General features: G+C 64.7%; 15 protein-coding genes. 8 read left to right on the forward strand and 7 right to left on the reverse strand.

The features are described 5' to 3' along the window. Window positions 1-25 precede the first annotated feature (25 nt). Window positions 26-526, reverse strand: coding sequence for a (2Fe-2S)-binding protein (locus tag RFM41_RS16140; RefSeq protein ID WP_320248494.1), 501 nt, complete (start codon window positions 524-526; stop codon window positions 26-28). Window positions 527-789: 263 nt separating this feature from the next. On the opposite strand from RFM41_RS16140, the gene RFM41_RS16145 reads away from it, so the two are divergent. Together RFM41_RS16145 and RFM41_RS16150 are read left to right on the forward strand one after the other, a co-directional pair. Further along, window positions 790-1,974, forward strand: a complete 1,185-nt coding sequence (locus tag RFM41_RS16145) for an FIST N-terminal domain-containing protein (RefSeq protein ID WP_320248785.1) — start codon at window positions 790-792, stop codon at window positions 1,972-1,974. Between the two features lie 5 nt (window positions 1,975-1,979). After that, window positions 1,980-3,314 carry an ATP-binding response regulator gene (locus RFM41_RS16150; RefSeq protein ID WP_320248784.1) on the forward strand — a complete coding sequence of 445 codons (1,335 nt, stop codon included), beginning with the start codon at window positions 1,980-1,982 and terminating at the stop codon, window positions 3,312-3,314. Between the two features lie 10 nt (window positions 3,315-3,324). Here the strand turns inward: RFM41_RS16150 and RFM41_RS16155 are convergent, their stop codons facing one another. Next, window positions 3,325-4,008 (reverse strand): response regulator, encoded by a 684-nt coding sequence (locus RFM41_RS16155; protein WP_320248492.1) that lies wholly within the window; start codon window positions 4,006-4,008, stop codon window positions 3,325-3,327. Between the two features lie 204 nt (window positions 4,009-4,212). Between RFM41_RS16155 and RFM41_RS16160 the strand changes: the two genes are divergently transcribed. Beyond that, window positions 4,213-4,911: a fumarylacetoacetate hydrolase family protein gene (locus tag RFM41_RS16160; protein WP_320248491.1), complete on the forward strand. Its 699-nt coding sequence runs from the start codon at window positions 4,213-4,215 to the stop codon at window positions 4,909-4,911. After that, entirely contained in the window at window positions 4,908-5,558 is a 651-nt protein-coding gene (gene maiA, locus RFM41_RS16165) for a maleylacetoacetate isomerase (RefSeq protein ID WP_320248489.1), read from the forward strand. Before RFM41_RS16160 ends, maiA begins: the two co-directional genes overlap by 4 nt. A 6-nt stretch (window positions 5,559-5,564) precedes the next feature. On the opposite strand, the gene RFM41_RS16170 is transcribed toward maiA, so the two are convergent. After that, window positions 5,565-6,794 carry an MFS transporter gene (locus tag RFM41_RS16170; RefSeq protein ID WP_320248488.1) on the reverse strand — a complete coding sequence of 410 codons (1,230 nt, stop codon included), beginning with the start codon at window positions 6,792-6,794 and terminating at the stop codon, window positions 5,565-5,567. 95 nt (window positions 6,795-6,889) lie between these two features. Here RFM41_RS16170 and RFM41_RS16175 point away from each other — a divergent pair, with 95 nt between their 5' ends. Both RFM41_RS16175 and RFM41_RS16180 read left to right on the forward strand, forming a co-directional pair. After that, window positions 6,890-7,348 (forward strand): winged helix-turn-helix transcriptional regulator, encoded by a 459-nt coding sequence (locus tag RFM41_RS16175; protein WP_320248486.1) that lies wholly within the window; start codon window positions 6,890-6,892, stop codon window positions 7,346-7,348. Window positions 7,349-7,449: 101 nt separating this feature from the next. Further along, window positions 7,450-8,493 carry a zinc-dependent alcohol dehydrogenase family protein gene (locus RFM41_RS16180; RefSeq protein ID WP_320248485.1) on the forward strand — a complete coding sequence of 348 codons (1,044 nt, stop codon included), beginning with the start codon at window positions 7,450-7,452 and terminating at the stop codon, window positions 8,491-8,493. A 6-nt stretch (window positions 8,494-8,499) separates the two neighbouring features. On the opposite strand, the gene RFM41_RS16185 is transcribed toward RFM41_RS16180, so the two are convergent. Further along, entirely contained in the window at window positions 8,500-9,363 is an 864-nt protein-coding gene (locus RFM41_RS16185) for a DMT family transporter (protein WP_320248484.1), read from the reverse strand. A 102-nt stretch (window positions 9,364-9,465) separates the two neighbouring features. On the opposite strand from RFM41_RS16185, the gene RFM41_RS16190 reads away from it, so the two are divergent. Both RFM41_RS16190 and cml read left to right on the forward strand, forming a co-directional pair. Beyond that, window positions 9,466-10,884: an aminotransferase-like domain-containing protein gene (locus tag RFM41_RS16190; protein WP_320248482.1), complete on the forward strand. Its 1,419-nt coding sequence runs from the start codon at window positions 9,466-9,468 to the stop codon at window positions 10,882-10,884. A 301-nt stretch (window positions 10,885-11,185) separates the two neighbouring features. Further along, entirely contained in the window at window positions 11,186-12,385 is a 1,200-nt protein-coding gene (gene cml, locus RFM41_RS16195) for a CmlA/FloR family chloramphenicol efflux MFS transporter (protein ID WP_320248480.1), read from the forward strand. A 233-nt stretch (window positions 12,386-12,618) separates the two neighbouring features. Here cml and RFM41_RS16200 read toward each other — a convergent pair whose 3' ends face one another. The 3 genes from RFM41_RS16200 to RFM41_RS16210 all read right to left on the reverse strand — a co-directional run bounded on the left by RFM41_RS16200 (window position 12,619) and on the right by RFM41_RS16210 (window position 15,072). Beyond that, entirely contained in the window at window positions 12,619-13,113 is a 495-nt protein-coding gene (locus RFM41_RS16200; protein WP_320248478.1) for a MaoC family dehydratase, read from the reverse strand. Between the two features lie 180 nt (window positions 13,114-13,293). Continuing rightward, window positions 13,294-13,722 carry a phasin family protein gene (locus tag RFM41_RS16205; RefSeq protein WP_320248477.1) on the reverse strand — a complete coding sequence of 143 codons (429 nt, stop codon included), beginning with the start codon at window positions 13,720-13,722 and terminating at the stop codon, window positions 13,294-13,296. Between the two features lie 54 nt (window positions 13,723-13,776). Further along, window positions 13,777-15,072 carry a DUF445 domain-containing protein gene (locus RFM41_RS16210; RefSeq protein ID WP_320248475.1) on the reverse strand — a complete coding sequence of 432 codons (1,296 nt, stop codon included), beginning with the start codon at window positions 15,070-15,072 and terminating at the stop codon, window positions 13,777-13,779. Window positions 15,073-15,146 lie beyond the last annotated feature (74 nt).

Here is a 15,146-nt window from a genome sequence, read left to right on the forward strand (position 1 = left end):
TCACTACTGACTACTCACTCGTCCCTTAGGCTGCCTGTTTCGCCTTGCCCTTGGCGCCCTTCGCGATCGTCTCCGATGCGGCGAGGATCGCCTTCACGATGTTGTGGTAGCCCGTGCAGCGGCAGATGTTGCCTTCGAGCTCGACGCGCACCGTCGCCTCGTCCAGGCCTTCAGGATGGCGCGCGATCATGTCGGTCGCCGTCATGATCATGCCCGGCGTGCAGAAGCCGCATTGCAGCCCGTGATGCTCCTTGAACGCAGCCTGCACCGGATGCAGCTCTGCACCGTCCGCCAGTCCCTCGATGGTGACGATGGTCGAGCCGGACGCCTGCGCCGCGAGCATCGTGCAGGACTTCACCGCCTTGCCGTCGACATGCACGACGCAGGCGCCGCATTGCGATGTATCGCAACCGACATGCGTTCCGGTGAGGCCCAGGTGCTCTCGCAGGAAATGCACCAGCAACGTTCGGTCCTCGGCGCTCCCGCTGACCCGTTTCCCGTTCACAGTCAACGACACGTCCGACATACAGCCCCTCCCTGGGTATTAACCTTGGTCCTTGCCTTGCCGATGCCGCGCTTGTGCTTCGGCAATACGTTATTCGTGCAGCGTACAACGGCCAAAACAGCGCTGCCAGCGCCGGCCCCATTGTACTTTCGATCATGGCAAAAGCTATGTGCAGCGCAGCAACCGCCCATTGCCAAAACCGAGATTGAAGGCAAAGATGCCATCGACGCGAAGCGTGGCCGATACGCACAAGAAAAGACACGCATAAATCGGCGTTGGAGGAAATTGCGGAGGAGCAACTGGCCAGTTCGAGCACCCGCTATGCATCGGGCCTTTCGGCGCTCACCACGGATGAGCCCGACCCGGACGCCTTTGCCCGGGCCATCGCGGCCGAAGCGGCGATCGTCGATGCCGGCTTCGCGCTTCTGTTCTTCTCCCGAAGCCTGGTCGACGCGACGGCGCTCGCGCAGGCGTTGAATATCCATGCGCCGTCGCTTGCCTATGCCGGCTGCTCGACCGCCGGCGAAATAACGCCGCAGGGGCTGGAGGAAGGGCATGCCCTTGCCCTGCTTTTGCCGTCGGCGTCGTTCTCGACCGTCAGCACCACGGTCGAGAACCTCTCTTCCTCCAGCATGGACGGGATCACCGGCGAGGTCGTGGAACTGCGCCGCCTGCTGCACTGCCGCGCCGGCCGGGAGCCGGCGAAGAGCGTCTTTGCCCTCTGCTTCATCGACGGGCTTTCCTATGCCGAGGAAGCGGTGACCTCGGCCATCCACTGGGGGCTGGATGACATCCCGCTGATCGGCGGCTCGGCGGGCGACGACCTGAAATTCGAGACGACCTGCCTGATCTCGGACGGCAAGGTCACCTCCGACAGCGCCATCATCGTGCTGGTCGCGACCGAGATCCCTTTCCACGTCTTCAAGACCGATAATTTCATTCCGACCGACGAGAAGCTGGTGGTTACGTCGTCCGACCCCGATCATCGCATCGTCCACGAATTCAACGCCACCAACGCGGCCGAGGAATATGCGGCCTCCGTCGGCACGGTGGCCCAGGCGCTGACGCCGCTAAGCTTCGCCTCCCATCCCGTCGTGGTGAAGGTGGCCGGCGAGTATTACTGCCGTTCTATCCAGCGCATGCATGTCGACGGCTCGCTGTCGTTCTTCTGCGCCATCGACGACGGTGTCGTCCTGTCCATAGCCCAGCCGATGAACATGGTGGAAGCGACGCGCGCCGCGTTGCAGGACGCAGAACGCAAGCTCGGCGGCGTCGACATGATCCTGGGCTTCGACTGCGTGCTGCGCCGGCTCGATGCGCGCAACCGCCAGGTCTACCGCGAGATTTCGGAACTCTACCGGACCAAGAAGGTCATCGGCTTCGGCACCTATGGCGAGCAGTATCGCTCGATGCACCTCAACCAGACCTTTACCGGCATTGCCTTCGGCGAGCGCCGGGCAGCCGAGTGAGCGAGATGCCACTTCGCGACATCAACGACCTCGAAAGGCTGAAGAAGATCAACGCGGCCCTTCTCAGCCGGGTCGAGCGTTCGATGGACCAGCAGGGCAACGCTTTTTCGCTGTTCCAGACCGCCATCTCGCTGGAAAACCGGGTGCGCAACCGCACCGAGGAACTGCACGCCACGCTGCGCAGGCTCGAGCAGTCGAACGTCGACCTCGTCGCCGCCAAGGAAACGGCCGAACTCGCGAACCTTTCCAAGACCAGGTTCCTCGCCGCCGCCAGCCACGACGTGCTGCAGCCGCTCAACGCCGCCCATCTGTCGGTCTCGGCGCTGGCCGAGGTTCAGACCAGCGAAGAAGGCCGCAAGCTGGTGCGCCAGGTCGAGCGCTCGCTGGAGACGATGGAAGACCTCTTGCGCACCCTGCTCGACATCTCCAAGCTCGACGCCGGTGTGGTGCAACCGGAAATCGTCGACATCAGCCTGGAGACGCTGTTTTCCTCGCTGCGCTCCGACTTTCTGCCTGAGGCGGAAAAGAAAGGCCTGTCGCTGAAATTCCGCCCGGTCAATGTCGTCGTGCGGACCGACCGCACGCTGCTCAGGCGCATCCTGCAGAACATTCTCTCCAACGCCCTGCGCTACACCCGCTCCGGCGGTGTGCTGGTCGGCACCAGGCATCGCGGCGATACCATCCGTATCGACGTCGCCGACACCGGCTGCGGTATTGCCGAGGACCAGCGCGAAGCGGTGTTCGAGGAGTTCCACCGCGGCACCGCGACGCTTGCCGATGCCGGGCTCGCCGGCGGGCTTGGCCTCGGCCTCGCCATCGTGCGCCGCATGGCCGCCGCGCTCGGCCATCCCGTGACTTTTTCCTCGAAGGTCGGGCGCGGCACCATCTTCCACATCGACGTGCCGGTCGGCATGGCAGCCGAACCGGTGGCGGCCATCACCGACATGGACCGCCCGCGCGGCTACGGCCTGTTCGGCACCAAGGTGCTTTTGGTCGAAAACGACGTCGACGTGCTCTCAGCCATGACCTCGCTGCTGGAGCGCTGGCAATGCCAGGTGCGCGCCGCCACCTCGACCGACGATGCGCTCGACCTGCTCGGCGACACCGCCTGGGTGCCCGACATCGTCATCGCCGACCAGCATCTCGACGGCGGTGATCTCGGCACCGCGACGATCGCCGACGTGCGCGACTATCTCGGCCGCCCCGTGCCGGCGCTGATCGTCACCGCCGACGGCTCCGAGCTCGTCGCCAAGGCCGCCCGCTCGGCCGGCATCGAGCTGATGCGCAAGCCGCTGAAGCCGGCGCAATTGCGCGCGCTGCTGGCGCATCTTCTGGCTTAGAAATACCGCCTCAAAATCCCGCCTGATCGCGGAACAACTCGGCATTGTCGAGCTTCGACACTTCGATCACCGCTTGCGTGCGGCTGTAGACGTTGAGCTTGCGCAATATCTCCGAGACATGCGCTTTCACGGTGGTCTCGCCCACCTGCAGCTCATAGGCGATCTGCTTGTTGAGCATGCCCTGGCGCAGCATCTGCAGGACCCTGAGCTGCTGCGGCGTCAGCCTCGCCAGGCGCTGCACCATGTCGGCGCGGTCGGTGCTGTCGGGGTCCGGCGGCTGGCCCTCGTAGTTTTCCGGTACATAGACCGCGCCGTCCATCACCGAGCGGATGGCGGCTGCGAGGTCGCTCTTCCTGGCCGATTTCGGGATGAAGCCGGCCGCGCCGTAGGACAGCGCCTCGGAGATGATCTTCGGCTCCTCATAGCCCGACACGATCACCACCGGCAGCCGCGGGTAGCGGGTCCTCAGCTGCAACAGCCCTTCGAAGCCATGCACGTCAGGCATGCTCAGATCGAGCAGCGCGAGGTCGAACGGCTTGGCATCGGCGAGAAGCTCGATCGCCTCGGCGATCGAGCGCGCCTCGACCGTGTCGACGTCAGGATAGGCCATCTGCACGGCGCTGTGCAGCGCCTCGCGGAACAGCGGGTGGTCGTCGATGATCAGGAAGCGGGCGCGATCGCTGGCGGGGGTCATTGCACGGGTTCAGGTATCGGTTCGGTTTCAGCGGGCACAGGATAGTCCCGTGACCATGACCAGATTATTGGCAAATAGTATACGCCCAATGGTAGAGCACATTGTCACTGAAACGACAGGCCGATGTGCCGGGACGTCGAGTCTTGCTCGTCCGGCAAAATCGGCGGAAGGTGGGCAAGATTCACCTCAACACAGAGAAAAACCATGCCAGAATTCGTCCTTCCGCCGCCGGCGATTGCTTCGGTTGCCGTCGCAGGCTCGGCGGAGCGGTTTGCCGTGCGCCGTATCTTCTGCGTCGGCCGCAATTACGCGGCGCATGCGCGCGAGCTCGGCAATGACGAGCGCGACCCGCCCTTTTTCTTCACCAAGCCCGCCGACGCGGTTGTCGACAACGGCGCCGAAATCCCCTACCCGCCTTTGACCTCGAACCTGCACCACGAGATCGAGCTGGTCGTCGCTATCGGCAAGGGAGGCTTTCAGGTTCCCCGCGCGGATGCGCTCGCCCATGTCTGGGGCTATGGCGTCGGCGTCGACCTGACCCGCCGCGACCTGCAGGATCAAGCCAAGAAAGCGGCGCGTCCGTGGGATTGGTCGAAGGCCTTCGACCAATCCGCGCCTTGCGGCGCCCTGGTCCCGGCCACGAAATCAGGTCATCCGGAGAAAGGCCGCATCTGGCTTGCCGTCAACGGCGCGGTGAAGCAGGACGGCGACCTCGCCGAGCTGATCTGGCCGATCGCCGACATCGTCTCGATCTGCAGCGAGGCGGTGGAACTCAAGCCTGGCGACCTGATCTTCACCGGCACGCCGGCCGGCGTCGGCGCGGTCCAGGCGGGCGACAGGATCACCGGCGGCGTCGACGGCATCGGCACGGTCGAGGTGACCATCGGGCAGCCGAGGCGATGAGCGATCTCGTCCTCCACAATTACCACCGCTCCTCCACCTCCTACCGGGTGCGGATCGCTCTGGCGATGAAGGGTCTGGATTACACCTATGTGCCGCATCATCTGCGCCACGGCGAACATCTCGAGCCCGCCTATCTCGCGGTCAATCCGCAAGGCCTGGTGCCGGCGCTGGTTCTCGAAAACGGCGGGCTTCTGACCCAGTCGCTGGCGATCATCGAATATCTCGATGAGATCCAGCCCGAGCCGCCGCTGCTGCCGAAGGATGCGCTGGGGCGTGCCCGCGTCAGAATGCTGGCGCAGATGATCGCCTGCGACATCCATCCCGTGAACAATCTGCGCGTGCTGACCTCGCTGCGCACTTTGTTCGGCGCCGGCGACGAGGATGTCGTCAACTGGTTCAGGCATTGGGTGAACGAAGGTTTCCAGCCGCTTGAGAAGATTCTGGCTTCGTCGCCCGAGACCGGCACGTTCTGCCACGGCGACACGCCCGGCATTGCCGACATCTGCCTTGCCGCCCAGGTCACCAACAACGCCCGTTTCGGCGTCGACATGGCGCCCTACCCGGTGATCGCGCGCATCAATGCCGCCTGCATGGCGCTGCCGGCGTTCCAGAAGGCTGCGCCGCAGAACCAGATCGATGCCGAATAGCCCGGCTTAACACCCTACCCGCGCCGTCGCGGCCCAGAACGCCAGCGCCGCCAGGCCGATGCCGGCGCCAAGCAGGCACACGCCAGTCCAACCCCAGGCGCCATAGATCATGGTCGAGGCGATCGAGCCCAGCGCGCTGCCCAGCGAATAGAAGATCATATAACCGCCGACCAGCCGGCTGCGGGCGTCCGGCCGTCGGGCGAAGATCAGGCTTTGATTGGTGACGTGCACCGACTGGATGGCGAGATCGAGCATGACGATGCCCAGCACCAGCAGCCACAACGATGTGCCCATGAAGGCGATCGGCAGCCAGGCCGCGGCCATCAGCGCGAGGCTTAGACCGGTGACCAGTTGGCCCTGTCCGCGATCGACCAACACTCCGGTCCAGCGGGCGCCAAGCGCGCCGGCGACGCCCACCAGGCCGAACAGGCCGATCTCGGTATGCGACAGCGAAAAGGGCGGCGCTGCGAGCGGCAGCACCAGCGGCGCCCACAGCGCGTTGAAGCTGGCGAAAATCAGCATGGCGAGCACCGCGCGCACGCGCAGCAGCGGCTCCTCGACGAACAGGCGCAGCACCGAGCCGAGAAGCCGTATGTAGGACGTGCGCGGCCGCACGGCCTCCTGGCGAGGCAGGACGCGGAACAGGATCGCCGCCATCGCGAGCGTGAGGACGGCCGAAACGAGATAGACCGAGCGCCAGCCGGCGAAATCGGCGACCAGCCCCGAAACGAAGCGCGCGAGCAAAATGCCGAGGATGACCCCACTGGTGACAGTGCCCACCGCCCTGCCCCGCTCCGCGGGTGCCGCGAGGTCGGCGGCATAGGCGACCAGGACTTGGACGACGACGGCCAGCAAGCCGACTGCGGCAAGGCTCGCGAGCAGGACCGCAGCACTTGGCGACAGGCCGACAAGGACAAGCGCCAGAGCCGAAAGCACGGCCTGGCTGGCAACCAGCTTGCGGCGGTCGAAAAGATCGCCGAGCGGCACGATGAAGAACAGGCCGAGTGCGTAGCCGATCTGCGTCACCGTCACCACGATGCCGACCGAGGCGGGGTCGATCGAAAAGTCGCGCGCGATGGCGTCGAGCAGTGGGTGCGCGAAATAGACATTGGCGACGCTCAAGCCGCAGGCGGCCGCAAAGATCAGCGCGGTGAGGCGCGGCAATCCCGCCTTGCCCTTCGCCGCCCTGCTTTCTTCGACCTGCCGCAGATCGGCGCCTTGCAGTTGCAGGTTCATCGTTCCGGCTCCATTCGGTTTCAATTTGAAACCATTGCCGGATAAAGAAGAAGGTTTTAACTTGCAACCACAAATCGGAGATCTGGACGAATTGCATGGTTAAACGGACGAGCCATCAAAGCGCCGACTGCCTTATCGCCCGGCCGCTCGACGCGATCGGCGACTGGTGGTCACTGCTCATCGTGCGCGACGCTTTCGACGGCATGCGGCGCTTCGGCGAGTTCCAGAAAAGCCTGGGCGTGGCAAAGAACATCCTGTCGGCGCGCCTGCGCAATCTGGTCGCGCATGGCATCCTCGAAATCGTTCCGGCGTCGGACGGCGGCGCGCATCATGAATATGTGCTGACCGAAAAAGGCCGAGGGCTGTTCTATGTGCTCGTAGCGCTGCGCCAGTGGGGCGAGACCTATTTCTCCGGGCCGGGCGAGCCCTACACTTTCATGGTCGACACCCGGACCGGCAGGCCGATCCGGCGCTTGGAAGTGCATGCGGAAGACGGGCGCCTGCTCACGCCCGGCGAAACGCGGCTGGCCGATTTCCGCCGGGCGCCGGAATAAGGATCGGTCCGCCAGTCCGCGCGCTGGCAGAATCGATTTCCGGTCGGCCGGCAGCGGAATCGGCTATCGTCACTTCAAATACGCAACGTGGGAGTTTGCCGATGAAAGCGGTCGTGTTCGAGAAATTCGGTGAGGCGCCGACAATCCAGACCGTTCCCGATCCGAAACCGGCGGCCGACGGCGTGGTCATCAAGGTCGAGGCTACGGGCCTTTGCCGCAGCGACTGGCATGGCTGGATGGGCCATGACGACGGCATCACGTTGCCGCATGTTCCTGGACATGAGTTGGCCGGCGTCGTCGTCGCGGCCGGAAAGCAGGTCAGCCGCTGGAAGGCCAGCGACCGCGTCACCGTGCCCTTCGCGGTCGGCTGCGGCCGCTGCTTCGAATGCACTTCCGGCAACCATCAGGTCTGCGAGCACCAGACACAGCCTGGCTTCACCGGCTGGGGCTCCTTCGCCGAATATGTCGGCATCGAGCATGCCGACACCAATCTCGTGCGCCTGCCCGAAGAGATGGAATTCGCCACCGCCGCCAGCCTCGGCTGCCGCTTCGTCACCTCCTTCCGCGCCATCGTCGACCAGGGCCGGGTTACGCCCGGCGAGTGGGTGGCGGTGCATGGCTGCGGCGGCGTCGGCCTGTCGGCGATCATGATCGCCAGCGCCATGGGCGCCAATGTCATTGCCATCGACCTCACCGACGAGAAGCTGGAGTTTGCCAGGAAGATCGGCGCGGTGGCGACGATCAACGCTTCGACGACGCCGAATGTGGTGAAGGCCGTCAAGCAGATCACCAATGGCGGCGCGCATATGTCGATGGACGCGCTCGGACACCCCACCACCTCGTTCAACTCGATCGCCAACCTGCGCCGGCGCGGCCGCCACGTTCAGGTCGGGCTGATGCTGGGCGAGCATGCGCGACCGCAGGTGCCGATGGACAAGGTCATCGCCTTCGAGCTCGAAATCCTCGGCAGCCACGGCATGCAGGCCTACCGCTATACCGCGATGATGGACATGATCCGCACCGGCAAGCTGAAGCCCGAATTGCTGGTGGGCAAGAAGATCAGTCTCGAGGAGGCACCCGCGGCCCTTATGGCTATGGGCGGTTTCGAGGGGATCGGGATCGGGGTGGTGACGAAGTTTCAGTAGGCGCTGCTACCGCGCAAACTTCTTCGCCCCGAAAACACACGCCACCACGCCTAGCGTGACGACCACCATCATCGGGCTGACCTTTTCATGCAGCAGGCTCGCCGCCAGCGCCAGACCGAAGAAGGGCTGCAGCAATTGCAGTTGTCCGACGGCGGCGATGCCGCCTTGCGCCAGGCCGCGATACCAGAAGATGAAGCCGATCAGCATGCTGAACAGCGAGACATAGGCAAGCCCGATCCATGCGCTGGAGGCGATGCCGGCGAAGGACGGCGGCAGCGTCAAAAAGCTCAGCGCCAGCATGACCGGGAGCGACAGCGCCAGCGCCCAGCAGATCACCTGCCAGCCGCCGAGCTTGCGCGATAGCTTGGCCCCTTCGGCGTAGCCCAGCCCGCAGACGATGATGGCGCCGAGCATCAGGCCGTCGCCGACCGGCGAGGCGGTCACGCCTTGCGCCAGGGCAAAGCCGGCGACCAAAGCGCTCCCCAGACACGAGAACAGCCAGAAAGCCGGGCGCGGACGGTCGCCGCCGCGCAGCACGCCGAAGATCGCGGTCGCCAGCGGCAACAGGCCGACGAAGATGATGGAATGCGCCGAGGTGACATGCTTCAGCGCCAGCGCCGTCAGCAACGGGAAGCCGACCACGACACCCAGCGCAACGACGACGAGCGAGATCAGGTCGCTGCGCTCTGGACGCTTTTCGCGGAACAGCAGCAGCATCGCAATCCCGAGCAGACCGGCGATCGCCGCCCTGGCCGCCGTCAGGAAGGTCGGGTCGAAATCCATCACCGCCACCCGTGTCGCCGGCAGCGAGCCGCTGAAGATCAGCACGCCGATGAAGCCGCTGAGCCAGCCGTCAAAACTCTTTTCCATCATCTGCTCCGTTTGCACTTCCGTACCGGCGCGGGCCATGGTGTTACCAGATACAATAAGGTACAATTCTACAAAACTGTAATGGTCCGCAGGGAAGTACAGATGGACGTATCAGGCCCAAATGCCAGTGGCGCCACCCTCGTCGAAACAGTCATGGCGGCAATCCGCCAGCGGATCGCGGCGCGCACGCTGACGCCCGGAGCCCGCCTGCCGTCGATCCGGGCCATGGCCAAATCCATGCAGGTTTCGAAATCAACCGTGGTCGAGGCCTATGAGCGGCTCGCGGCGGAAGGCACGATCCGCTCGCGCCCGGGCTCGGGTTTCTACGCCGCCGGCCAGCTTGCGCCACTGTCGCTGGCCGAAATCGGCCCTCGGCTTGACCGCGCCGTCGACCCGCTCTGGGTCTCGCGGCAATCGCTCGAAGCGGGCGAGGACATACTGAAGCCCGGCTGCGGCTGGCTGCCGGCGTCCTGGATGCCGCAGGCCGCCTTGCGGCGGGCGCTGCGCACCGCTGCCCGTGCCGACGACGTGGCGCTGGCCGATTACGGCACGCCGCTTGGCCTGCCGCCGCTGCGCCAATTGCTGGCAAGGCGCATGGCCGAGCACGGTGTCGAGGTCTCGCCCGACCAGATCATGCTGACCGATTGCGGCACTCAGGCCATCGACCTTTTGTGCCGCTTCCTGATCGAGCCCGGCGACGCGGTACTGGTCGACGACCCCTGCTATTTCAATTTTCACGCGCTGCTGCGCGCCCATCAGGCCAAGGTGGTCGGTGTCCCTTACACGCCTTCAGGGCCGGATATCGAGCTCTTTGCCGAGGCGCTCGCCGAGCACCGGCCGCGCCTCTACATCACCAATTCCGGCATCCACAACCCGACCGGCGCGATCCTGTCGCCGGTCACCGCGCACCGGCTGCTGAAGCTCGCCGACCAGGCGGACCTCACCATCGTCGAGGACGATATCTTCGCCGACTTCGAGCACAGCCCTGCCCCGAGGCTAGCGGCCTTCGACGGGCTGCAGCGCGTCATCCAGATCGGCTCCTTCTCCAAGACGCTGTCGGCGTCCATGCGCTGCGGCTTCATCGCGGCACCAGCCGACTGGATGGAAGGCCTGACCGACCTCAAGATCGCCACCACATTCGGCGGCGCCCGGCTGTCCGCCGAACTGGTGCTGACCCTGCTGAAGGACGGCAGCTATCGCAAACATGTCGAGCAGTTGCGCACGCGCCTGTCGCGCGCCATGGCCGAGACCGCCGGCAGGCTGAAGGCGATGGGCATCGTGCCCTGGATCGACCAGCCGGCCGGCATGTTCCTCTGGTGCCGCCTGCCCGACGGCATCGACGCCGCCGATATCGCCCGCCACGCGCTTTCGGACAATGTTGTCCTTGCGCCCGGCAACGCCTTCAGCCTGTCGCATACCGCCGCCCGCTTCATGCGCTTCAACGTGGCCCAGTGCGGCGACGAACGTATCTTCGCTGTCGTGGAAAAAGCGCTCACGGCCTCTCGCCGCAAGGCGGCGTAGGTTCGACCAGCGGTTGCCCAAGCGGTCTTTGACTGCTAGTTGAACCGCGAACAGGCATGCTGGCGGGCATGCGCATCGTCACCGGGACCGACAGCCATGGGATCCAGCAAGTCAGCAGACAAGTAAGCCGCAACAGCGCTTCGTTGTTGCGGCAGTCTGTCCCGTTTCTCCCAGAGCATTCCGAGTTTGAAGCGGCCGGGCGCGGCACCCTCGCCGTAGCCTTTCCGCCTGGAATTGCGTCAAGAGAGCCAGCCTGAGGCAGGTCGCCGCCAAATCTCACCATTTGAGCGGATTTTTCCTCATGTCTTCTCCGAACCAGCCGACATGGACCTTGTCCATGCCCGCGGCCTTGCTGCTGATGTCTCCCTTCGACGTTCTGGCCTCCCTCGCCATGGATATCTACTTGCCCGTCGTGCCGATCATGCCGGGCGCGCTCGCGACGTCGCCAGCCGCGATCCAACTGACGCTCAGCCTTTACATGATCTGTCTGGGGCTCGGGCAACTTGCCTTCGGACCGATCTCTGACAGGATTGGCCGCCGCCCGGTGCTGGTCGGCGGCGCGCTGGCGTTCATGGCGGCCTCCTTCGTGCTCGCCGCCACGTCGCTTGCACCCGTCTTCCTTGCGCTTCGTGTCGTGCAGGCCCTGGGCGCTTCGGCCATGCTCATTGCCGTCTTCGCCACCGTCCGCGACGTCTATGCACAAAGGCCGGAAGGCGCCGTCATCTACGCCATGCTCGGCTCGCTGCTGTCCTTCGTGCCGGCGCTGGGGCCGATCGCAGGCGCTTTGATCGCCAATAGCTTCGGCTGGCGGGCGATCTTCGTCGCGCTCGGCATCCTTGCCGTTGTCGCCACGCTCAACGCGTGGCCCCGATGGCGCGAAACGCGCCCGCTGACCCATGGCCGTGCCCGGGGTGGTTTCGGGCCGATCCTGCGCAGCTTCGTCTTCTGGACCTACACGCTGGCCTTCGCCACCGCCATGGGCTCGTTCTTCGTGTTCTTTTCGACGGCGCCCAGGGTGCTGATCGGCAAGGCCGGCTTCTCGCTGCTAGGCTTCAGCCTGGCCTTTGCCAGCGCGGCCCTGGTGATGATCCTCACCACGCGCTTCGCCAAGAGCTTCGTCGCGCGCTGGGGCATCGCAGGCAGCGTCAGGCGCGGCATGGCGATGCTGCTCCTGGGCGCAGGATTGCTTGCCATGGGCCAGTCATTGGCCGAGCCGTCCTTCGTGAGCTTCGTCATACCGATGTGGGTCATCGCCATCGGCATCGTCTTCACGGCTTCGGTGACCGCCAATGGCGCGCTGGCGCCGTTCGGCGAGACGGCGGGCACGGCCGTCGCGCTCTATTTCTGCCTGCAGAGCGTGATCGTTTCGGCAGCCGGCACGCTGTTCATCTTCTTGCTGGATGGCGATACGGCATGGCCGCTGGCCGGTTTTGCCGCGAGCTTCGCTATCGTGACAATCTGGGCTCTAGGGCGACTGAGAACCGAGGATTCTAAGCTCTAGCGCCAGAGATTGAGCGGGGCGACGCCGAAAGTCTGTCGAGATTCAGGTCAGGCCGAGTCGAAAATCATGGGTTCCGAGAACCGGCCTTCGCCGGCCGTAGCCGTCATAGAGCGTAGACACGTACGAGGGCTTCTGCCGGCGAAGGCCGGAGCGGAGCGTACTATTCGTAGGTGAGCACCGGAAGCGCAGGAAGCCACCATTTGCAGGCCGGCCTCACCTGAATATCGGCGGACCTAACTGGCCCGCTTGCGGCGCTCGTACATCATCACCAGCGTCTCGGCCGTCAGCGCCGGCTTCTGCTCGCCTTCGATCTCGACGGTATTGGCGGCCTTCATCAGATACTGGCCGGGACCGCGATCCTCCATGGAAAGCAGCGTCGTGCGCAGCCGGATGCGCGCGCCGGCCTTGACCGGCGCAAGGAAGCGCACCTTGTCAAAGCCGTAGTTGAAGGCGGCCTGCGTGTTTTCCGGCACGATGCCCATCTCCAGCGCCAGCGCGCCGATGATCGACAAGGTCAGATAGCCATGCGCGATCGTGGTGCGGAACGGGCTCTGGCGTTTTGCCCTTTCGGGATCGACATGGATCCACTGATGGTCGCCTGTGCACTCGGCGAACTGGTCGATGCGCTGCTGGTCGACCGTCGTCCAGTCGGACACGCCGAGCTCCTGCCCGGACATCATGCGCAACTGTTCGAAGGTCGGCGGCGTTCTCGGCCGTGTTTCCGTCATTCCGGCTTTCCCATCATTCTTGCCTGTCTCCCGACCATGAAGCGGCGGCTTCTGTCAATTCGCCGCCCCGCAATTTTCGCCGGTAGAGTTGATGCTTTTACGGCAAGCCGAAAACGTTCAGGCGCCTGCGCCGGTTGCATCGCTTGCCGGTCTGTGATGGGGCCGAAACCGCCGGATAGTCTATTTCTTTTCGTAGCCGGCGCGGATCTCCGCCATCGCATCCCTGATCCGGTCGCGCAGGATCTCGACCGATTCGGTGCTGGATTTCCGCACAAGGTCAGCCACTTCGCTGGCATTCTTCAGCGTCGTCTCGAACGACCTGCGGGCAAATTCCGCCTGTTTGCTCATCAGTTCCTGCGGATTGCCGGGCGTCTGGTAGTTCTGCGCCATCCGTGTGATCTCATGCATGGCATTCTGCACCATCTCATGCTGCCTCGCCAGCACCGAGGATGCGCTGGCAGCGCTTGCCCTCGCCGATTTTTCCAAGGCTTCGAGGTTCTTGCGGTGGTGATCGAGGATCGCCTGGACATCGACATTCGGCAGCTTGAGGTCGCGGCCGAACCTGCTGAACATATCGAGGAAAGAGTCGGATTCCGGTTGTTTTGCCATGCCCTGCCTCCCGTTTGCCACGCTCTGAGGAGAATAGTGCGCGCCGGGCCGGCGTCAATTGACGAGAAACAGCCGCTCCGCCGTATAGAGCGCCAGGCCGGCAAGCCCGCCGATGATCATGCCGTTGAAGCGGATATATTGCAGGTCCCTGCCGATATTCGTCTCGATCAGCCGCGTGAGCTGCGCGAGGTCCCAGCGCTTGACCTGGTCGGCGATGAATGTCGACACGCCGCTCTTCTGGCTTTCCACGAACGAAGACAGCGCGACGACAAAGCCCTGGTTCATGTCGGCCCTGATCTGCGCATCGTCGGCCAGATGCCTGCCGACCTCGACGAACATGTTGGCGAGGTGCTCGCGGATCGTCGAATTCGGCGCATTGGCGTCGTGCTCGATGAACATGCGCAGGCTCGTCCAGGCGTCGCCGGCCAGAGCCCTCACCTCCGGGCGGCCGAGAAAATCGCGCTTCAGCTTCTCGGCGCGCCTTGCATATTGCTTCGAGGTCCTGAGCCGCTCGATGAAGCCGAGCGCAAAGCGGTCGAATTCGGCGCGCATCGGGTGGTCGGGATCGGCCCTCACCTCATCGAGCAGCGAGCCGGCCGAAGCGACGATCTTCTTCAAGAGATAGGCATCGGCACGAAACAGGTTGAACAGCGACGGCAATTCCTCGCGGATCTTTTCGCGCATCGCCGCCAGCGCCTGCTCGTCATTGAGGAAGCGCCCGACGACCCTGGTGAACTCGTCGAACAGCTTTTGATGGCGGCGGTCGTCGGTCAGCGCCGACAAAAGATCCGCTGCCAGCGGCGCCAGCGGCACCTTTTCGATCTGCTCCAGCATGCGGCTGGTGACGAAATCGCGCAAGCCGGACTGCTCCACTGCCGTCAAGGCCTGCGGCACCAAGCGCGCGACGAATCGCGACAGGCCGGCGGCGCGCTCGGCATCGGCCAACCAGTCGGCAACCAGGGCGGCGAAGTCGACCTCTGCGAGCTTCTCGCGCACCGGCTCCGGCGCCAGGAAATTGGCCTCGATGACGCGGCCGAGATTGTCGGCGATGCGGTGCTGGTTCTCCGGAATGATGGCCGTGTGCGGGATCGGCAGCCCAAGCGGGCGCCTGAACAGCGCCACCACGGCATACCAGTCGGCGATGCCGCCAATGGTCGCCGCCTCGGCGAAAGCCGCGACGAAACCGAGCCATGGGTAGCTGCCCTCGAAAGACTTGGCGAGCGCAAAGACGAGGATGCAGAGCGCGAGCGCCGCGGCGGCGATGAACTTGGTCCGCCGCAAGGCCGAGAGTTTCGCCTTCGCATCGGCATCGAATCGAACCGGCGTGAGAACCGGAGCTGACTGTGACATGGAAAGGCCGTTTCCTGTTTGCACCCGCATCTATCTAGTGGCTGCGCCGGCAAAACGCTCGCTCGAAGCGCAGG

Origin of the sequence: Mesorhizobium vachelliae (assembly GCF_033977325.1) — a bacterium.
Taxonomy (GTDB): Bacteria; Pseudomonadota; Alphaproteobacteria; order Rhizobiales; family Rhizobiaceae; genus Mesorhizobium; species Mesorhizobium vachelliae.